The organism is Azorhizobium sp. AG788, assembly GCF_943371865.1.
GTDB lineage: Bacteria > Pseudomonadota > Alphaproteobacteria > Rhizobiales > Xanthobacteraceae > Azorhizobium.
The window spans coordinates 24,579-43,075 of the sequence record NZ_CALRWL010000011.1; the positions used below are offsets into that span (position 1 = coordinate 24,579).

The following is an 18,497-nucleotide window of genomic DNA, read 5'->3' on the forward strand; positions in this document are numbered from 1 at the left end:
ACGAGCGAGGGCGGCGACGCCCTCGCCCTCGATGCACGCGCGGGAACTTGCGGCTGCGGCGCGCCGCACATGGCCGAAAGCGCGCGGGAGGCGAAAAACCATCAAGACTTCAAGTCTTTCCGAAAAACCAATCGCATCCGGCGTTTCTGTGATGGAATTGGGGCGGAAACGGTGTTGCAGCAAGGCCACACAGTGGCGGCGCAACGGCTAAATTTGATCTAACTCAAATATTCAGGTGCGCTCCAGGTCCACCCATTGGCCACGATTTGAGCTGGAGATGGGGCATGACTGGATTGCAAAAGGCGACTCGCGGGGCACTGAGCGCTGTTTCGGCACTGATTTTTGGTCTGGGCATTGCGAGCTTCGGCGCCTCCGCGCCTGCGGCCGCCGCCGACATGGCGGTGAAGGCCCCGGTGGCCCCCGTCGTGGTGGACACCTGGAACCCCTGGCAGATCCGTGTGCGCGCCACCGGCGTCTTCACCAATGACAGCGGCCACGTCAACGGCGTCGCCGGATCGGGCATCAAGTCGTCCGACACGGTCATCCCCGAGCTCGACATCTCCTATTACTTCACCCAGAACTGGGCGGTGGAGTTGGTGCTCGGCACCACCTACAGCTATATCGACGGCACCGGCAGCCTGAACGGCCTCGCCGTCGGCAAGACCTGGCTGCTGCCGCCGACGCTGTTGCTGCAGTACCACTTCACCAATTTCGGCGCGTTCCAGCCTTATGTCGGCGCCGGCGTGAACTACACCATCTTCTACAGCACCGATCCGAACCAGGTCACCGCGCTCGACATCAAGAACACCTGGGGCTGGGCACTCCAGGTCGGCTTCGATTACATGCTGGACAAGCACTGGGGCTGGAACGTCGACGTCAAGAAGATCTTCCTGGAGCCCAACTTCAACGTGACCGTGGGCACCACCCCGCTCACCGGCTCCACGGCCCTCGACCCGTGGATGATCAGCACCGGCGTCACGTACCGCTTCTGATCTGCCCGCTGCAGACCTGAAAAATAAAAAGGGGCAGCCCGGCATCGACCGAGCTGCCCCTTTCTCGTTTGCTGCGAAATCCCCAAAGTTGCCGCTCCGGTGCCCATCCAGGGCGCAAACTTGGCCTTTTCCGCCGCTGCGGCTGCGCCCCGGCGCCCTCGCACATGCAGCATTTCTGCGTGGAAGCGCTTGGCAGCGGCCGCCCGCGGCGCCATACCACTGCGAATTGGATCAGATCCTCCTTTGGAATCGTTGCGAACTGCCAACGATTGGGATACCTGATCGATCGATTTCCGGAGGAGGCCCATGGCCGACAGCCCGCCCCGCATTGTGCGCCCGCTCTCTCCCCACCTGCAGATCTACCGACCGCTGTTCACGATGATGATGTCCATCGTGCACCGCATCACCGGTTGCGCGCTGTATTTCGGCACCGCGCTCCTGGTCTGGTGGCTGTTGGCGGCGGCAGCATCTCCCACCGCCTACGCGCTCTTTGCCAATGTGGCTGGATCGTGGATCGGCCGTCTCGTCCTGCTCGGCTACACCTGGGCGCTGCTCCACCACGCGATGGGGGGCATCCGCCACTTCATCTGGGACAGCATCCACGGCTTCGGCCCGAAGGAGCGCCTGCTCTACGCCCAGGCGTCACTGGCCGGCTCCATCATTCTCACCATCCTGGTCTGGGTCATCGGCCTGGCCGTGAAGGCCTGAGGAGGTACGCCCCATGCACAGCCCCATGCGCACGCCCCTCGGGCGAGTTCGCGGTCTCGGCTCCGCCCGGTCCGGCACCCATGAGTTCTTTCTCCAGCGGCTGACCGCTTTGGGAAATCTGATCCTGATGATCGCCTTCCTGGTGATCGTCATTTCGCTGGTGGGCGAGAGCTACAACACCGTCCACGCCACTTTGGGCAACCCCTTCGTGGCGGTGGTGATCCTCCTGATGCTGCTGTCCGTAACAGTGCATATGCGCATCGGCATGCAGGTGGTCATCGAGGACTATGTCCACAGCGAGGGTCTGAAGGTGCTGGCAATTATCGGCAACACCTTCTTCACCGTCGTGATCGGCCTGGCCGGAGCCTTTGCCGTGCTCAAGATCAGCCTGGGAGGCTGACATGTCCGAATCCTCTACGAACGGCGCCAGCGCCCCCGGAACCAATGGCCGGGCCTATCCCATCACCGACCACACCTATGATGTGCTGGTCGTCGGCGCCGGTGGCGCTGGCCTGCGGGCCGTGGTGGGCTGCTCGGAAGCGGGCCTGCGCACCGCTTGCATCACCAAGGTGTTCCCCACCCGCTCCCACACCGTGGCGGCCCAAGGCGGCGTCGCCGCCTCCCTGGGCAACATGGGTGAGGATGACTGGCGCTGGCACATGTACGACACCGTCAAGGGGTCGGACTGGCTGGGCGACCAGGACGCCATCGAATATCTCGTGCGCAACGCGCCGGCCGCCGTGTACGAGCTGGAGCATTGGGGCGTGCCCTTCTCCCGCACCGAGGACGGCAAGATCTATCAGCGCCCGTTCGGCGGCATGACCACGCACTACGGCAAGGGCACCGCCCAGCGCACCTGCGCCGCCGCGGACCGCACCGGCCATGCCATGCTGCACACCCTCTATGGGGCAGCGCTGAAGCACAGCGCGGAATTCTTCATCGAATATTTCGCCATCGACCTGATCCGCGACGAAGACGGCCGCATCCGCGGCGTCATCGCCCTGAAGATGGACGACGGCACCCTCCACCGCTTCCGTTCGCATCTCACCATTCTCGCCACCGGCGGTTATGGGCGGGCCTATTTCTCGGCCACCTCGGCGCACACCTGCACCGGCGACGGCAACGCCATGGTGCTGCGCGCCGGCCTGCCGTTGCAGGACATGGAATTCGTGCAGTTCCATCCCACCGGCATCTACGGCTCGGGCTGCCTCATCACCGAGGGTTCCCGCGGTGAGGGCGGCTATCTGACCAATTCCGACGGCGAGCGCTTCATGGAGCGCTATGCGCCCTCCGCGAAGGATCTGGCCTCCCGCGACGTGGTGTCCCGCTCCATGACCATGGAGATCCGCGAGGGCCGTGGCGTCGGCAAGGCCAAGGACCACATCTTCCTGCATCTGGACCATCTGGACCCGGCGATCCTGCACGAGCGCCTGCCCGGCATCTCCGAGAGCGCGAAGATCTTCGCCGGCGTCGACGTGACCCGCGAGCCGATCCCGGTGATCCCGACCGTGCATTACAACATGGGCGGCATCCCCACGAACTATCATGGCGAGGTACTCACCCGCGCCAATGGCGACCCGGACACGGTGGTGCCCGGCCTGATGGCCATCGGCGAAGCGGCCTGCGTCTCCGTGCACGGGGCCAACCGCCTCGGCTCGAATTCGCTGATCGATCTGGTGGTGTTCGGCCGCGCCGCCGCCAAGCGCGCCGCCGAGCTGGTGACGCCCGGCGAGAAGCATCATGACCTCCCGGCCTACAGCGCCGAGCTGGCGCTCTCGCGCCTGGATCATTTCCGCTATTCCTCCGGCGACATCTCCACCGCCGAACTGCGCGGCCGCATGCAGCGGGTGATGCAGAACAATTGCGCGGTGTTCCGCACCGGCGAGATCCTCGAAGAGGGTCACACCCTGATCCACGACGTGTTCAAGGCCACCTCCGGTGTCCGCGTCACCGATCGCTCCATGGTGTGGAACTCGGATCTGATCGAGACCCTGGAATATGACAACCTGATCTCTCAGGCGGTCGTGACCATGGACAGCGCACTCAATCGCCAGGAAAGCCGCGGAGCCCATGCCCGCGAGGATTTCCCCGATCGCGACGACCACAATTGGATGAAGCACACCCTGGCCTATTTCGACACGGCCACCGGGGACGTGAAGCTGGAGGACCGTCCGGTCCACACCTACACGCTGTCCAACGACATCCAGTACATCGAGCCGAAAAAGCGCGTGTATTGATCTTTCGAGCCGGCCCGCATCGCGCGGCGCCGGCCCCTTCCGAACGACCGGCACAGCCGACGATTGGGACGCACCATGGTTGAGCTCACTCTCCCGAAGAATTCCCAGATCACCAGGGGCAAGGTGTGGCCGAAGCCTGCGGGCGCGACCAAGGTCACCGAGTTCAAGGTCTATCGCTGGAACCCCGACGACGGGAAGAACCCCTCCATCGACACCTATTATGTGGACCGCGAAAACTGCGGACCCATGGTGCTGGACGGCCTGATCTACATCAAGAACAGCATCGACCCGACCCTGACCTTCCGCCGCTCCTGCCGCGAAGGCGTGTGCGGCTCCTGCGCCATGAACATCGGCGGCACCAACACTCTGGCCTGCACCAAGGGCATGGATGAAGTGCTGGTGAAGGGATCGGTCAACGTCTATCCGCTGCCGCACATGGAAGTGGTGAAGGATCTCGTTCCCGATCTCACCCGCTTCTACGCCCAGCACGCCTCCATCGAGCCCTGGCTGCAGACCGACACCGCCGCCCCCGAAAAGGAGTGGCGCCAGTCGAAGGAAGACCGCGAGCGGCTGGATGGCCTCTATGAATGCATCCTGTGCGCCTGCTGCTCGACCTCGTGCCCGAGCTATTGGTGGAACGGCGACCGCTACCTCGGCCCCGCAGCGCTGCTCCAGGCCCATCGCTGGCTGTCCGACAGCCGCGACGAGCGCACCGGCTCGCGTCTGGACAATCTGGAAGACCCCTTCCGGCTCTACCGCTGCCACACCATCATGAACTGCGCCCAGGCGTGCCCGAAGAGCCTCAATCCGGCCAAGGCCATCGCCGAAATCAAGAAGATGATGGTCGAACGCCAGATGTGAGCGTCAAGCGCTCGGGCCGCCGCCGCCGCCATCGCCGGTGGTGGCCCGGTGCGCCAGCCTACCAGGGCTACGCCCTCCAGGCGCGCTCGAGGCCTATGGAGGGAGGCCCCAGCAGCGCCGTTCAGGTGCCTGCCCTCTTCCCCCGCAAGCCGTGAATTGCGCGCCTTTGGCGCTGCTCCTTGATCCGGGTGCGCACGGGCATGGGTGCTGAGCACGCTCATCCGGAGCGATCGGCGCCGACGGACGTGGAAATGCCCCCTGCCAGATCGCCGGGGAGAGCAGGCACCGCGCCAGAACCATTCCACCAGCAAGGCCTGAGCCACCGCACCAACGGCGTCCGTGCGCATCTCCGCACTGGCCGCCGCAGGTGCTCCCGACAGGCACCGCCGGGCGCCCACCGACGAGGCGACGGACCCCAGAAATGAAAACGCGCGCCAACCCGGGCGCGCGTTTCAACATGGATCCACAGGGATGGCCTCGCCCTGCCCTCAGGCAGAAGCGTCGGGCTCACGCCTTCTTCGGAGCCTTCGCCACCTTGGGCGCGGCAGGCTTCTTGGCCACGATGGGCTTCGCCACTGCGGGCTTTGTGGGTGCGGCCTTGGAGGCCGCCGTCTTGGCCGCCGCGGGCTTGGCCGGAGCGGCCTTGGCTACGACCGGCTTCGCAACCTTGGCCTTCGCGGGGGCCTTCGCGGTCACGGGCTTCACCGCTTCCACCTTCGGTGCGTCTGCGGTCACGGCTGCGACCGGGGCGGCCTTGGCCTTCGGGGCCTTGGTCGCGGGCTTGGCCACCGCCTTGGCGGCAACCGGCTTCGTAGATTCGACGACCGACGGGGCGGCCTTTGCCGGAGCCGTCTTGGCAGCGGGGGCCGCCTTGGCCTTAGCCGCAGGCTTGGCGGCGGCAGCGGACTTCACCGCAGGCGCCTTGGCGGCGGCGGGCTGGGCGGTGACGACTGGCTTGGCAGCGGCCACAGTCTTGGCCTTCGGGGCCGGCTTGGCGGCCGGGGCCACCTTCGGCGCCGCAGCCTTCACCGCCTTCGCGGCAGGGGCCTTGGCAACGGGGGCCTTCGCCACCGGCGCGGCAACCGCCTTGGGAGCAGCCTTCGCAGCAGACTTCGCCGGGGCCTTTTCCACAACGGGCTTCACCACGGGGGCCTTTGCCACCTTCGCGGCGGGCGCCTTGGCGGCGCTGGCCACGGCAGCGGCCTTTGCGGGGGCAGCGGCCTTGGGAGCAGCGGTCTTGGCGGCGGTGGCCTTGGGGGCGACCGGCACCTTGGCGCTCACCTTCGCCGGGGTCTTAGCCTTGGCGGCCATGGCCGCCTTCGGCTTGCCGGGGGCCTGGGTCAGAGCAGAGGCGGCCAGCACCTTGATCTCATCGAGGGATACGCTCGCCGGGTCGCGCAACGCCTTCGCCGCAATGCGGCTGACTTCGATGCCCGTCACTTCGCTCTTCGCCATTAATGCCTCCGAATACACCAGCCGGCGAAGACGCATGTCACCGAATCACGATGCGCGCCAGCATGCGATAGATCTCCGCTAAGAACTTCAAAATGGTTAACGCGGTTTCAAGCCGGCTCGCGTTTTCCGGTTTATCGCTATTTTTCAGAAACTTATGCCTACCCTCCGAGACGCGCTGTCCGCCGCCCCCCGGTCCGTGGATCGCGCATCTTCTTGCATGTTCTGCGCCACCGCCGTGCCGGAAGGGTTCTTTTCACCGGCACCTCGCGATCCCGAAGCGGCCACCGCGCTGTCATCTTTGCGTCGGAGGCCGGGGCTAAAGAGGCGTCCGTGGCGGGTCGGATTCTGCGGCCGGAAACCCATCCGCCTTGAGGAGGCATATTTCATGACGCTTGCCGCTTCGCGCGCGCAGAACCGGCTCACGCCGGGGTCGTTGCCGCTGCCCCCCGTGGGGCAGCGCCCGTCAATCCTGTTCGCTTGCCGCGACAACTCCGGCCTCAGCCTGCTGGCCGAGGCCATCGTCAACCACGCGCACCGTCAGGTGCGCGCCTTCAGCGCCGGCATTCATGGCAGCTCGGCGGTGGATGCCGCCGCCGTGGAGTGCCTGGATGCGGAAGGCATCCCCGCGGACGGCTTGTCGTCCAAGCCGCTGGAGCTGTTCGGCTTCTCCGGAGCACCGCGCATCGATCTGGTGATTTCCATGGTCGCCGATGCCCGCGATCGCATCGAGCATCTCACCGGAACGCCCCGCGTGGCGGTGGAGACCTGGACCTTCGAGGACCTCTCCGGCGTGACCAATCCGCGCCAGCGCCGGCAGGCCTATCGGATGCTGCTGCCGCGCCTGCGGGCCGGCATTTCCGGTTTGGTGGCCGCCCGCAGCGGCCCCACGTTCGCCGCCGCCTGACGGCGGCGAACCCGATCCTCCATCGCTGCTCAGTCGGCGATCTTGCCGCCCAGCTCATCGGCGATGTGGATGCGGATGATCTCCTCGAAGGAGCTTTCCGCCTTGAAGCCCAAGCTGAGCGCGCGCACCGGATTGAAGGTGCGCGGCCAGCCATTGACGATGCGAGCCACCACCGGGTCCGGCTGACGGCGAATGCGGGCCACCGCTTTGTCGCCCGCCACCTTGCGCAGGGCCTCGATCTGATCGCCCACGCTGGCGCCCACACCGGGCATGCTCAAGGACCGCCGGGCCCCCAGCGGCTCGGTGTCGAGCGTCGCGGCGTGGATCAGGAAGCCCACCGCGGAGCGCGGCGAGGCATGCCAATGCACCACGTCCTCGCTCACCGGCAGGATCGCCTCCTGCCCGGCCAGCGGCTCGCGGATGATGCCGGAGAAGAAGCCCGACGCCGCCTTGTTGGGCTTGCCCGGACGCACGCAGATGGTGGGCAGGCGAATGCCGACGCCGTCGAAGAAACCACGGCGCGAATAATCCGCCAGCAGAAGTTCGCCCATGGCCTTCTGCGTGCCATAGGAGGTCAGCGGGGTGAGGAAGAAATCATCCTCGATGGGTGTTTCGGGATACGGCGCGCCGAACACCGCCAAGGATGAGGTAAACACCAGGCGCGGGGTATAGCCCTCCGCCAGGCGCACCGCATCGAACAGGAAGCGGGTGCCGTCCAGATTGATGCGGTAGCCCTTGTCGAAATCCGCTTCCGCTTCGCCCGAGACGATGGCGGCGAGGTGGAAGATCACATGGGGCCGGCCGGCGATCAGCGCCTCGGCCTCGCCCGGCACCGAGAGATCGGACACGCGGGTCTCGATGGGGAATGGCGCCTCGATGCGCGCCGGTGCCACCACATCGTGGGCGGTGAGGCCGGTGATGGGCACGCCGCCGAGGCGGCCATCCTTCGCCAGGCGTTCGATCAGCTTGCGGCCGACCATGCCGGCGCCACCGATAACAAGAATATGCATGGGACCACTCCTTGGAACTCAGCGCCGAGAAGCTCTTCGCCTCAATGGACGGCCCGCCGCCTCCCCTTGGCGGGAAGGGCGCGTTCTGATCCGCTGGCGGCGCGAGCCAGGGACACCCCGATCCTGCGGGGCCAAGCGGGCGATGGGGCACCGGCCGCACCTTCAAGGGCGCGGCCGGCACGGCGGGCGCTCAGAGCACCCAGCCGCCGTCGATGATGTGGATCTGGCCGGTGGTGAAGGCGCTCTCGTCGCTGGCCAGATAAAGGGCCAGAGCGGCGATCTCTTCCGGCTTGCCCAGGCGGCCCATGGGCTGGCGGCCGACGAACTCGGCACGGACCTGATCCAGGCTCTTGCCGGTCTCAGCGGCAACGGCGGCAATGCGCTCGTTGAGGCTGGGGGACTGGATGGTGCCGGGGCAGATGGCGTTGGCGCGGACGCCCTTCAGGATGAAGTCCGCCGCCACCGCCTTGGTGAGGCCGATGATGGCCGCCTTGGTGGTGCCGTACACATAGCGGTTCGGCACGCCGCGGATGGAGGACGCCGCCGAGGCGATATTGACGATGGAGCCGCCGCCCAGTTCCAGCATGCCCGGTAGGAAGGCCGAAATGGTGCGGTGGATGGAGGTGACGTTCAGATCGAACGAAAAGTCCCAGTCCTTCTGCGAGCACTCGAATATGGTGCCCTGATGGACATAGCCGGCATTGTTGGACAGCACGTTGACCGGGCCGATCTCCTTGGCCAGCGCGTTCACCGCCTCGGTGCTGCGCACGTCGAGCGCGCGCAACTCCGCGCCCTCCAGGCCGGCGAGCTTGGCCAGATCCAAATCGGTGGCGATCACCTTGGCGCCCTCGCGCACATAGGCTTCCGCGATGGCGCGGCCGATGCCCTGCCCTGCGGCGGTCACCAGCGCGGTCTTGCCCTCCAGACGTCCGGTCATGGCGTTTTCCTCTTTATGAATTGCGGATCTGTTCCAGGCGGCGCTTCTGCGTGCCGTCCTGGGAAAAATTCTCGGGTGCGAGCCACGCCTCGAACGCCGCCTTGGCGCGGGGCCATTCGCTGTCCAGCAGCGAGAACCAGGCGGTGTCGCGATTGTGGCCCTTGACGATCATGTGCTGGCGGAAGATGCCCTCGAAGGTGAAGCCCAGCCGTTCCGCGGCCCGCCGCGAGGGCCCGTTGAGGGCGTTGCACTTCCACTCATAGCGCCGGAAGCCAAGGTCCTCGAACACGTGCCGGGCCATGAGATACATGGCCTCGGTCGCGGCGACGGAGCGCTGCAAAGCGGGCGTGAACAGGATGTTGCCCACCTCGATCGTCCGATGGCCGGGATCGATGCGCATGTAGGCGGCATGGCCCACGGGGTGGCCGCTGGCCTTGTCCACCAAGGTGAACAGCAGCGGATCGTCCTTGCGTGCGGCGTCGCCGTAATGCCGGGCGAAGCTCTCCGCATCGGCAAACGGCGGCACCGGCAGATAGTCCCACAGCGCCTCCAGTTCCGCGCTCCCGTGGGAGCGCGCGAACAGGTCGGCGGCGTGCAGATCCACGTCGAACGGGCGCACGTCGATGAGCCGCCCTTCGAGGACGGTGCGGGCAGGACGGCGCGCGGGGCCGCCCTCCACAGGCGTGCCGAGGGACTGCGTCCCGGCACCGGCTTCGCTGGTCATGATGCGGCCTAGTGGTTGTCGCGCGGGACGCCCATCGTCTGCGCGACCCGCTGATACTTCACGGCCGGCTTGAGCACCATGCCCTCGTCGAACTGCTCCACCATGGAGCGCTGGATTTCCTGCCACGGGGTCTGGCTCTTGGGCATGGGGAAGCCGCCATGGGCCTGGAGGTCGGCGCGGCGCTGGTTCAGTTCCTCGTCCGAAATCAGGATGTCGGCGGTGCCCTTGAGGAGATCGATGCGCACCCGGTCGCCGGTCTTGAGGATGGACAGCCCGCCACCCGCCGCCGCTTCCGGCGAGGCATTGAGGATGGAGGGCGAGCCGGAGGTGCCGGACTGGCGGCCATCGCCGATGCAGGGCAGCGCATTGATGCCCTTCTTCAGCAGCGCGGCCGGCGGCTGCATGTTCACCACCTCGGCACCGCCGGGATAGCCCAGCGGGCCGGTGCCGCGGATGAACAGCAAGGTGTGTTCATCAATGCCCAGCGAGGGATCGTCGATGCGGTGGTGATAGTCCTCCGGCCCCTCGAACACCATGGCCGGGCCTTCGAAGGCATTGGGGTCGTCCGGGTTCGACAGGAAGCGGTCATGGAATTCCTGCGAGATCACGCTGGTCTTCATCAGCGCATTGTCGAACAGGTTTCCGCGCAGCACCAGGAAGCCTGCGGCCTCCTTCAGCGGCTCGCCATAGGGACGGATGACATCGCGATCCCACGAAGTCTTGCCGCGGCAATTCTCGCCGATGCTGCGCCCGTTCACGGTGAGCGCGCCTTCATGGATCTTGCCGGCGTCGATCAGCTCGGACACCACCGCCGGAATGCCGCCGGCGCGATGGAACTCCTCGCCCAGATAGGCGCCCGCAGGCTGCATGTTGACCAGCAGCGGAATGTCGAGGCCCACCTGCTGCCAGTCATCCACGGTCAAAGGCACGCCCACATGGCGGGCGATGGCATTGAGATGGATGGGCGCATTGGTGGAGCCGCCGATGGCGGAATTGACCCGGATGGCGTTCTCGAACGCCTCGCGGGTGAGGATATCGGAGGGTTTCAGATCCTCCCACACCATCTCCACCGCACGCAGGCCGGTCTCATAGGCAATCTGGCCGCGCTCGCGATAAGGCGCGGGAATGGCGGAGCAACCGGGCAGCGACATGCCCAGCGCTTCGGCCAGGCCATTCATGGTGGAAGCGGTGCCCATGGTGTTGCAATGGCCCACGGACGGGGCCGAGGAGGCCACCACATTCATGAAGGTGTCGTAGTCCATCTCGCCCGCCGCATGCTGGGCGCGGGCCTTCCACACCACGGTGCCGGAGCCGGTGCGCTCGCCCTTCCACCAGCCGTTCAGCATCGGCCCGCCGGAGAGGACGATGGCGGGAATGTTCACGGTCGCCGCCGCCATGATGCAGGCGGGCGTGGTCTTGTCGCAGCCGGTGGTCAGCACCACGCCGTCCAGCGGGTAGCCGTAGAGAATTTCCACCAGGCCCAGATAGGCCAGGTTCCGATCCAGCGCCGCGGTGGGGCGCTTGCCGGTTTCCTGGATCGGATGCACGGGGAATTCGAACGCCACGCCGCCGGCGGCATTGATGCCCTCGCGCACCCGCTTGGCCAAGTCCAGATGGTGGCGATTGCACGGCGAGAGGTCGGAGCCGGTCTGGGCGATGCCGATGATCGGCTTGCCCGACTGCAGCTCGGCGCGGGTCAGGCCGAAATTCAGATAACGCTCCAGATAGAGCGCGGTCATGCCGGGATTGTCAGGGTTGTCGAACCAGAGCTGGGAGCGCAGCTTGCGGCCGTGCTTTTCCGGCTGATCCCCTTGTCCAACCATCGGAATTCTCCCTGAATCGGCGCTTGGCGCGACCATTTTCAATCGATTTGATCGCAGGCTTTATGCGCCTCGCGGTCGGCGAAATCAATCAGCCTTGACTGGTTCCAAGTCGCTATCGATGCCGCGCCGCAGATGCTGCAACGCAATGGTTTCCCAGATCGCCACCAGCACCAGCACGCCGGTGGTGGCACTGGCCAGCACCAGGACCGAGACGAACGGCGCGACCATGCTCACCAGCACCAGCAGCACCAGGCCCATGAGATGCGACAGCGGGAAATGGTTCAGCAGGGGGCGCTTGAAGATGCCGTTACCCAGCACGTACAGCGCCGGCCCGCCGAGGACCACGAGGCCCGACGACAGATGCACCGGCTCGCCGGGATGGGCCAGAGCCAGTTCGTCCGCCACCGCGCAGACGATCACGCCGATGACGATGATCTGATGCACGTAGGTGTAGGTGAAACGCGCCAGCTTGCCGGGATTCTTCGACTTGACGATGCGTTCGGAGCCGCGCTCGACGCCGGTGTCGAAATAGATCCACCACATGGCGACGCTGCCCAGGAAGGCGACCACGAATGCGGCCACATTGTCCCACTGCCACGGCATCTCGGCAAAGGTGCTGCCGGTGACCAGGATCGATTCGCCCAAGGCGATGATGAGGAACAGGCCGCAGCGCTCGGCCATGTGGCCGCCCTCCACGTCCCAGTCGGCGGTGGAGGAGCGGCCCAGGAATGGCGTCCAGAACCCCACCAGGGGGGCAAAATTATCCAGCGCCATGGCTAGCACCCATAGCCAGAGGCGAGCGCCGTCATCTGCCAGGGCCCCCGCGATCCAGACCGCGCCGGTCAGCACGTTCCAGGCCAGGATGCGATAGAAATTGCGCTGGAGGGTGCGATGCTCCCCCCGCAGCATCCACGCCACCACGGCGGAGCGACCGCACTGGAAGGTGGCATAGGCCAGGGCAAACACCAGCGCCCCGTCGCCGAAGGCCGTCGGCAGGCTGGCGGAGATCACCAGCCCCAGCAGCATCAGGGCCAGCAGCATGAGCCGGGCCGGGGCACGATTGGGATCAACCCAATTGGTCACCCAGGCGGTGTCGATCCACGCCCACCACACCGCCATGAACAGCACCAGCGCTTCCAGGGCGCCGCGGGGGCTGAGGTGGTTCAGCAGCGCGTGCGAGAGCTGGGTGATGGCGAAGACAAAGACCAGATCGAAGAACAACTCCGCATAGGTGACGCGGTGCTGCTCCCCATCGCCCTTGCGCAGAACCCCGCGGTGCGTCGCGCTCTTCATCTGGCCCCCCTGCACATGCCGGGGACTACCTAAGCTGCCGCCTTCCCCGGATGCAACCGCCGGATCGCACCCGCGCGCGCCGAACGCCCGCTCAGATCTCCGCCCATTGGCGCAGGAGGTTGTGATAGACGCCCGTCAGTTGCACCGCCGAAAGGTGTCCGGGGTGATCCTGGTTGAGGCGCATGATCGCCATGTCCATGTCAAACAAGAGGCCGCGCTGCCCGGCGTCGCGCACCAGGCTCTGGGTCCAGAAGAAGGAGGCGATCCGGGTGCCGCGGGTCACCGGCGTCACATGGTGCAGCGAGGTGGCGGGATAGACGATGGCGTCCCCGGCCGGCAGCTTCACCTTGTGGGCGCCATAGGTGTCCTCCACCACCAGTTCGCCGCCGTCATATTCCGACGGATCAGACAGGAACAGGGTGGTGGAAATGTCGGTGCGCATGCGCTGGCCGCTGGCGCGGATGGTGCGAATGGCATTGTCGACATGGGAGCCGAACGTCATGCCCGCCTCATAGCGGTTGAACATGGGCGGCAAGATGTGGTTCGGCAGCGCCGCCGACATGAACAGGACCGAGCGTTCAAGGGCCGCGCGCACCATGTCGCCCAGTTCGCGGGCCTCGGGGCTGGCATCGGGAAGCTGGAGATTGTTTTTCACCGCCGCGCTCTGGGCCCCGGCCGTGGCGCGGCCGTCGATCCAGCCGGCCTGGTCCATCACCGCACGGCAGCGGGCCACCTGTTCGGCGCTGAGCACCTGGGGAATACGGATCATCATGTCGGGTCAAACTCCGCGCCGCCGGATCCCGACGCGGCCCCGGACCGGGGACAGCGCGCCGATCACCGGCCGCGAACGCGAAAACCCGCCGCACCGGACGGTGCGGCGGGCGGGTTGGGCAACACTCAGAAAGTGGCGCGCGCGGTGAGGGTGGCGGAGCGCCCGGCGGCCGGAACGGCCTGACCGCCATAATACTGGGCGTAGTACAGCTCGTCGGTCAGGTTGTAGACGTTGAGCTGGACCTGGAAGTTCTTGTTGATCTGGTAGCTCGCCATGGCATCGAACGACCAGTAGGACGGCACGTAGACAGTGTTCGCCAGGTTGGCGAACGTATCGTCATTGTAGGTCGCGCCCGCCCCCACCAGGAACTGCGGGGTGAAGTTGTAGGAGGTCCAGAAGGAGAAGGAGTTCGGCGGTGCATTGGGCAGTTCGTTGCCCACGGTCGCCAACGTGGCGAGCGTCACACCGGGACCGACGCTGAGGACCTCGGTATCCATGTGGGTGAAGCTGGCAGTGACGTTCCAGTCCTTGGTCAGGGCGCCACCGACGCCCAGCGAATAGCCCTGCACCCGCTGCTCACCACCCAGGATCGTCGGCGGCAAACTCGCCGCCGGGTCGGTGGCCAGGCGGGTATTGGTCTTCATGGTGCGGAACAGAGCGCCGGTGAGCGTCACTTTGCCGTCGAGCACCATGGCCTTTACGCCGACTTCGGCAGTGGTGTTCTTCTCCGGCGCCAAGCTCACGGTGCCGGTGTCGAGCACGCCATATTCGGACGAGGGGTTCGAAGAGGTGCCATAGGTGGCATAAACGTTCACCGTCTCGATCGGGCTGAAGATCACCCCGAGCTTGTAATTGAACATGCTGTCGCTGTTCTTCAGCCAGGACGGCACCCCGGTCGCGGTATTACCCGTCGTTGTCACCGTCCAGGCATCATATTCTGTATTGGTATTGTCTAAGCGGAAGCCGCCCATGATCTGCCAATACTTATTGATCTTGATTTGATCCGCCGCATACACCGCCACATCGGTCATGGTGGTGTTATTGGTGGTGGTGGGCAGGTAGTTGGTGTAGCCGCCCAAACCATACGTTGCCGATACATCGCTCGGCGCCGCCAGGGACACACGACACGCGGCCACGGTCTGGCTGCACAGATTATACCGCTGCTGGTGCCGGGTCTCGCGCGTAAGCTCGAGGCCAACATTCATGGTGTGCTCGAACTCGCCCCATTTGAACTTCGCCACCAGGTCGGTGATGTTGGTCAATTGCGTGTTGTCGGTCTCGGTCTGGAACCGCTGCATGCCGATGGTCATGGCATTGACCGGATATCCCACCTGCGTGCTCGGCAAGGGCGAAGCAAATGACACATTCCCACTGGTGCCCAACGCACGCGGAGCGGTGACACGCGCCAGACGATCGTTGCTGGTGTAGCGCGTACCGTTGGTCAGCGTTATGTAATCATTCAGTTCGTGTTCGAACTGCAGCGTCGCCATATTGGTGTCCGTGGTCACCTTGTCGGCGTATGGCCCGTTGGTGACACCGTACCAGGTATTGCGGGCCACCGGCACCGGCGAGGTGGCAGCGCCATTGCCGTAATAGCCGCCGATCTTCTGGCCGAAATTGCTCGCCGATGTGCTCTGCGTGGGCGCCGGCAAATACGGCACGCCATAGTCCGGCACCGACTCTTCATGCTGATAATAATAGGACGCGGTCATCTGCGTCTTGTCGCTGAGCTTGACCGTGACCGACGGCGCAACGCCCCAGCGGGTGGAGTTCGCATTGTCGCGGTCGGCCACGTCCACGTCCTGCGCCATCAGATTGATGCGGGCGTAGACGCTATCATTGTATTTGCCATTAGCATCCACCGTGGTGCGCCAGCCCCCGGCGGTATAGCCGCTCACATCGGCATTCACGAAGGTGGCGTTCTTCGGCAGCTTCGACACCAGATTGATGACGCCGCCGGTAGAGCCGCGGCCGAAAGCGAAGGACGACGGCCCGAGAAACACGTCCACCGAGTCGATGTTGAACATGTCGCGGGTGTACCAACCCGGATCGCGGATGCCGTCCCGGTAAAGATCGCCGCGGGCGGAGAAGCCGCGGATGATGGGATTGTCGCCCTGCTGTCCGCCCTCACCGGCGCTGAAGGTGATGCCGGAAACGTTGCGCAGCGCCTGCTCCAGCGTGGTGTCGTTCTGCTGGCGGATCACCTCCTGGGTGACCACATTGACCTGCTGCGCCATGTTGAAGATCGGCACCGGAAGCCGGGTGACGCCCGTGGTCTCGGCTGTGAAGCCGCCCGTGTCGCTCTGCACCTGAACCGTCGGCAATTCCAGCTCGGAGCCGGCGGTGCTGGCCTGCTGGGCCAGCGCCGGACCTGCCACCATGGCGGATGCGACGCCGACGGTCAGGTGCAGGGACCCCATGAGCGCCGCGCGAATTCCCTCGGGCTGATTGGAGGAGTGAATACCTTCCGCAGATACAACCGGGGGCATACGCACCCTCCTTCTGAAATTGCGTGCCCGGCGACGAGCACAAGCAATATGTTGATTTCGATCCTTTGCGTTCTATTTCCAGATCATGACTTTCAGCAACAAAAAACCCCCTCAGAAGCGCCACATTTGAGACACACCAAACTGCGCTTTACTGTATTTGTAATAATTATAAACTTGAAGCAGGTGGCGGTGCGACCTTTGTGGGCCTACGGCCGCTGCGATGCCCATCACGCGGCGGCCTTGCATCCCGCCGCAAAGGCTGCGATTGCGAGGCATCCAGGAGGCTGACACTGAGCGTGTTTCGCAGTCCCGGCGTCCGCCCCGGCGGCGCGCCTCCCGTCACCCGCGGGGATGCCCATGGGATCCAGATCCGCGACGTCTGGCTGAACCGTGGCCCGACGCCGCTGTTCTGCGGCCTGAGCCTGGATCTGACGGAGCCGCGCATCGGCCTGGTGGGACCGAACGGCTCGGGCAAGAGCACGCTGCTGCGGCTGCTGAACGGGCTGATGGCCGCGGATCGCGGCGACATCACCGTGGCGGGGCTCAATGCCCGCACCCACCGCCGCGACCTGCCCACCCGCGTCGGCTTCGTGTTTCAGAATGTGGACCACCAGATCCTGTTTCCCACCGTGCGCGAGGAACTCACCTTCGGCCTGGTGGAGCAGGGCCGCTCCCGCGCCGAAGCGCGGGAGGAAGCCGAGCGGCTGCTGGCCCTGCACGGATGTGGCGACTGGGGCGATCGGGCGGTGGACGCGCTGTCCGAAGGCCAGAAGCAACTGGTCTGCATTCTGGCCGCCATCGCTCCCGGCCCGCCGATCCTGGTCATGGACGAGCCGCTGGCCAGCCTCGATCTGGCCACCCGCCTGGCGCTGGCCGCGCGCCTCGCCCGCCTGCCGCACCAGATCATCATGGCCAGCCACGATCTCGACCTGCTGGCGACCTTCGACCGGGTGATCTGGCTGGATGCGGGCCGGATCGTCGGCGACGGCTCCCCCGGCGAGGTGCTGCCGCTCTATCGCGCCCATGAGATGGCCCGCGCCGCCGCGCAGGATACCCTGTCATGATGTCGGGCTACCTCGCCGGACACTCCATTCTGCACCGCCTTCCGGCGGGGCTGAAGCTTTTTGCTTTGGCGCTTCTGAGCCTCCTCATCTTGCCGATGGACGCCCCTTGGCGCCTGGCTGGCGCCCTGGTGCTGACCCTGGCCGTCTATGCCGCCTTGGGCCGCGCGGCGTTGGCGCGCGTCGGCTTGCTGCGGCCGCTGGTGCCGCTTCTGGTCCTCATGTTCGTGCTCCAGGCCTGGGCAGGCGATTGGACCAGCGCCGGCCTCGAAGCGGGGATGGCCAGCGTCCTGCGCATCGTGCTGATGGTGCTGCTGGCGGATCTGGTCACGCTCAGCACGCCGCTCCAGCACATGATGGATGCGCTGGAGACCGTCCTCAGGCCGCTGCGGCCCCTGGGTGTGTCGCCGCGCAAGCTGGCGCTGGCGGTAGCCCTGGTGCTGCGTTTCGTGCCCGTCCTGCTCTCCGCCTGGCATGCCCGAGAGGAAGCCTGGCGCGCCCGCAGCACCCGACGCCCCTCTTTGGCCCTGATACCGGGCTTTCTGGCCGACACACTGCGGCTGGCCGACCGTGTCGCCGAGGCCCTTGACGCCCGCGGCTTCGGGCGCGGTCGAGGGCCCCATGCCGAGTGACTCAAATGATGATCTGGGAGACTGTTTTGGCTGAGAATACTGCCCTGGAGACCCGGTCGCTGGTCCGCATCGCCTTGTTTGCCGCGCTCATCGGCGTGCTGGGGCTGGTGCCGCCGGTCTATCTGCCCATGGCTGCCGGGGTTCCGGTGACCGCCCAGAGCATGGCCGTCATGCTGGCGGGGCTGGTCCTGGGCGGGCGCAATGGCGCCCTGGCGGTGGCGCTGTTCCTGCTGGTGGTGGCCCTGGGCGCGCCTCTCCTCTCCGGTGGACGCGGCGGACTGGGGGTGTTCTTCGGCCCCACGGCGGGTTTTGCCCTCGGCTTCATTCCCGCCGCCCTGGTGACCGGGTGGCTCGCGCAACGCCTGCCCTGGCCCCGGCTGGCCGCCAATCTCGTGGCGGCCATGGTCGGCGGCATTGGCGTTCTCTATCTCTGCGGGGTCCCCGCGCTGGCGGCGATTGCCCATATCTCGCTCACTAAGGCGCTGCTGGGCAGTCTGGCATTCGTGCCCGGCGATATGCTCAAGGCGGTTCTGGCGGCGCTTGCGGCCCGCACGGTTCAGGACAGCGGCGCGCTCGGCAACAGCCGGCGCTGAGGCGCT

Annotated in this window: 17 protein-coding genes; 9 read left to right on the forward strand and 8 right to left on the reverse strand. The window is 66.0% G+C overall.

The window, feature by feature from the left end; all coding sequences use genetic code 11:
* Positions 1-284 precede the first annotated feature (284 nt).
* The 5 genes from AAG816_RS08810 (at position 285) to AAG816_RS08830 (ending at position 4,798) form a co-directional block, all read left to right on the forward strand.
* Positions 285-992, forward strand: coding sequence for an OmpW family outer membrane protein (locus tag AAG816_RS08810; protein WP_341989232.1), 708 nt, complete (start codon positions 285-287; stop codon positions 990-992).
* Between the two features lie 306 nt (positions 993-1,298).
* Positions 1,299-1,700, forward strand: a complete 402-nt coding sequence (gene sdhC, locus AAG816_RS08815; protein WP_341989233.1) for a succinate dehydrogenase, cytochrome b556 subunit — start codon at positions 1,299-1,301, stop codon at positions 1,698-1,700.
* A gap of 13 nt (positions 1,701-1,713) precedes the next feature.
* Positions 1,714-2,100, forward strand: coding sequence for a succinate dehydrogenase, hydrophobic membrane anchor protein (gene sdhD / locus AAG816_RS08820; RefSeq protein WP_341989234.1), 387 nt, complete (start codon positions 1,714-1,716; stop codon positions 2,098-2,100).
* A gap of 1 nt (position 2,101) precedes the next feature.
* The gene (gene sdhA / locus AAG816_RS08825; RefSeq protein ID WP_341989235.1) at positions 2,102-3,937 is read left to right on the forward strand and encodes a succinate dehydrogenase flavoprotein subunit; all 1,836 of its coding nucleotides are present in this window, start codon (positions 2,102-2,104) and stop codon (positions 3,935-3,937) included.
* A gap of 75 nt (positions 3,938-4,012) precedes the next feature.
* Complete coding sequence (locus AAG816_RS08830; protein WP_341989236.1) at positions 4,013-4,798, forward strand: succinate dehydrogenase iron-sulfur subunit; 786 nt, start codon at positions 4,013-4,015, stop codon at positions 4,796-4,798.
* Between the two features lie 507 nt (positions 4,799-5,305).
* Here the strand turns inward: AAG816_RS08830 and AAG816_RS08835 are convergent.
* Positions 5,306-6,253: a hypothetical protein gene (locus tag AAG816_RS08835; protein WP_341989237.1), complete on the reverse strand. Its 948-nt coding sequence runs from the start codon at positions 6,251-6,253 to the stop codon at positions 5,306-5,308.
* Between the two features lie 385 nt (positions 6,254-6,638).
* Here AAG816_RS08835 and AAG816_RS08840 point away from each other — a divergent pair, with 385 nt between their 5' ends.
* A complete protein-coding gene (locus AAG816_RS08840; protein WP_341989238.1) occupies positions 6,639-7,157 on the forward strand; it encodes a hypothetical protein in 519 nt (172 codons plus the stop codon).
* 29 nt (positions 7,158-7,186) lie between these two features.
* Here AAG816_RS08840 and denD read toward each other — a convergent pair whose 3' ends face one another.
* The 7 genes from denD to AAG816_RS08875 form a co-directional block, all read right to left on the reverse strand.
* Positions 7,187-8,167, reverse strand: a complete 981-nt coding sequence (denD, locus tag AAG816_RS08845) for a D-erythronate dehydrogenase (RefSeq protein ID WP_341989239.1) — start codon at positions 8,165-8,167, stop codon at positions 7,187-7,189.
* 190 nt (positions 8,168-8,357) lie between these two features.
* Positions 8,358-9,104 carry an SDR family oxidoreductase gene (locus tag AAG816_RS08850; RefSeq protein WP_341989240.1) on the reverse strand — a complete coding sequence of 249 codons (747 nt, stop codon included), beginning with the start codon at positions 9,102-9,104 and terminating at the stop codon, positions 8,358-8,360.
* Positions 9,105-9,117: 13 nt separating this feature from the next.
* Positions 9,118-9,828: a GNAT family protein gene (locus AAG816_RS08855; protein WP_341989241.1), complete on the reverse strand. Its 711-nt coding sequence runs from the start codon at positions 9,826-9,828 to the stop codon at positions 9,118-9,120.
* An 8-nt stretch (positions 9,829-9,836) separates the two neighbouring features.
* A complete protein-coding gene (locus AAG816_RS08860) occupies positions 9,837-11,651 on the reverse strand; it encodes an IlvD/Edd family dehydratase (protein WP_341989242.1) in 1,815 nt (604 codons plus the stop codon).
* 84 nt (positions 11,652-11,735) lie between these two features.
* Entirely contained in the window at positions 11,736-12,944 is a 1,209-nt protein-coding gene (locus AAG816_RS08865; protein ID WP_341989243.1) for a low temperature requirement protein A, read from the reverse strand.
* 91 nt (positions 12,945-13,035) lie between these two features.
* A complete protein-coding gene (locus AAG816_RS08870; RefSeq protein WP_341989244.1) occupies positions 13,036-13,716 on the reverse strand; it encodes a Fe2+-dependent dioxygenase in 681 nt (226 codons plus the stop codon).
* A 125-nt stretch (positions 13,717-13,841) separates the two neighbouring features.
* The gene (locus AAG816_RS08875; RefSeq protein WP_341989245.1) at positions 13,842-16,205 is read right to left on the reverse strand and encodes a TonB-dependent siderophore receptor; all 2,364 of its coding nucleotides are present in this window, start codon (positions 16,203-16,205) and stop codon (positions 13,842-13,844) included.
* Positions 16,206-16,501: 296 nt separating this feature from the next.
* Here AAG816_RS08875 and AAG816_RS08880 point away from each other — a divergent pair, with 296 nt between their 5' ends.
* Genes AAG816_RS08880 through AAG816_RS08890 form a run of 3 tightly spaced genes read left to right on the forward strand, consistent with a single transcriptional unit; the run spans position 16,502 to position 18,491 of the window.
* Entirely contained in the window at positions 16,502-17,269 is a 768-nt protein-coding gene (locus tag AAG816_RS08880; RefSeq protein WP_341989246.1) for an ABC transporter ATP-binding protein, read from the forward strand.
* Positions 17,266-17,898 (forward strand): energy-coupling factor transporter transmembrane component T, encoded by a 633-nt coding sequence (locus AAG816_RS08885; RefSeq protein WP_341989247.1) that lies wholly within the window; start codon positions 17,266-17,268, stop codon positions 17,896-17,898. The genes AAG816_RS08880 and AAG816_RS08885 overlap by 4 nt, the downstream gene beginning before the upstream one ends.
* A gap of 26 nt (positions 17,899-17,924) precedes the next feature.
* Positions 17,925-18,491 carry a biotin transporter BioY gene (locus AAG816_RS08890; protein WP_341989248.1) on the forward strand — a complete coding sequence of 189 codons (567 nt, stop codon included), beginning with the start codon at positions 17,925-17,927 and terminating at the stop codon, positions 18,489-18,491.
* Positions 18,492-18,497: the final 6 nt, after the last annotated feature.

What these genes read in the sequence shown, in the direction of transcription:
- AAG816_RS08810 (WP_341989232.1), top strand. Translation starts at nt 285, where the DNA reads ATGACTGGATTGCAAAAGGCGACTCGCGGGGCACTGAGCGCTGTTTCG.
- sdhC (WP_341989233.1), top strand. Translation starts at nt 1,299, where the DNA reads ATGGCCGACAGCCCGCCCCGCATTGTGCGCCCGCTCTCTCCCCACCTG.
- sdhD (WP_341989234.1), top strand. Translation starts at nt 1,714, where the DNA reads ATGCACAGCCCCATGCGCACGCCCCTCGGGCGAGTTCGCGGTCTCGGC.
- sdhA (WP_341989235.1), top strand. Translation starts at nt 2,102, where the DNA reads ATGTCCGAATCCTCTACGAACGGCGCCAGCGCCCCCGGAACCAATGGC.
- AAG816_RS08830 (WP_341989236.1), top strand. Translation starts at nt 4,013, where the DNA reads ATGGTTGAGCTCACTCTCCCGAAGAATTCCCAGATCACCAGGGGCAAG.
- AAG816_RS08835 (WP_341989237.1), bottom strand. Translation starts at nt 6,253, where the DNA reads ATGGCGAAGAGCGAAGTGACGGGCATCGAAGTCAGCCGCATTGCGGCG.
- AAG816_RS08840 (WP_341989238.1), top strand. Translation starts at nt 6,639, where the DNA reads ATGACGCTTGCCGCTTCGCGCGCGCAGAACCGGCTCACGCCGGGGTCG.
- denD (WP_341989239.1), bottom strand. Translation starts at nt 8,167, where the DNA reads ATGCATATTCTTGTTATCGGTGGCGCCGGCATGGTCGGCCGCAAGCTG.
- AAG816_RS08850 (WP_341989240.1), bottom strand. Translation starts at nt 9,104, where the DNA reads ATGACCGGACGTCTGGAGGGCAAGACCGCGCTGGTGACCGCCGCAGGG.
- AAG816_RS08855 (WP_341989241.1), bottom strand. Translation starts at nt 9,828, where the DNA reads ATGACCAGCGAAGCCGGTGCCGGGACGCAGTCCCTCGGCACGCCTGTG.
- AAG816_RS08860 (WP_341989242.1), bottom strand. Translation starts at nt 11,651, where the DNA reads ATGGTTGGACAAGGGGATCAGCCGGAAAAGCACGGCCGCAAGCTGCGC.
- AAG816_RS08865 (WP_341989243.1), bottom strand. Translation starts at nt 12,944, where the DNA reads ATGAAGAGCGCGACGCACCGCGGGGTTCTGCGCAAGGGCGATGGGGAG.
- AAG816_RS08870 (WP_341989244.1), bottom strand. Translation starts at nt 13,716, where the DNA reads ATGATGATCCGTATTCCCCAGGTGCTCAGCGCCGAACAGGTGGCCCGC.
- AAG816_RS08875 (WP_341989245.1), bottom strand. Translation starts at nt 16,205, where the DNA reads ATGCCCCCGGTTGTATCTGCGGAAGGTATTCACTCCTCCAATCAGCCC.
- AAG816_RS08885 (WP_341989247.1), top strand. Translation starts at nt 17,266, where the DNA reads ATGATGTCGGGCTACCTCGCCGGACACTCCATTCTGCACCGCCTTCCG.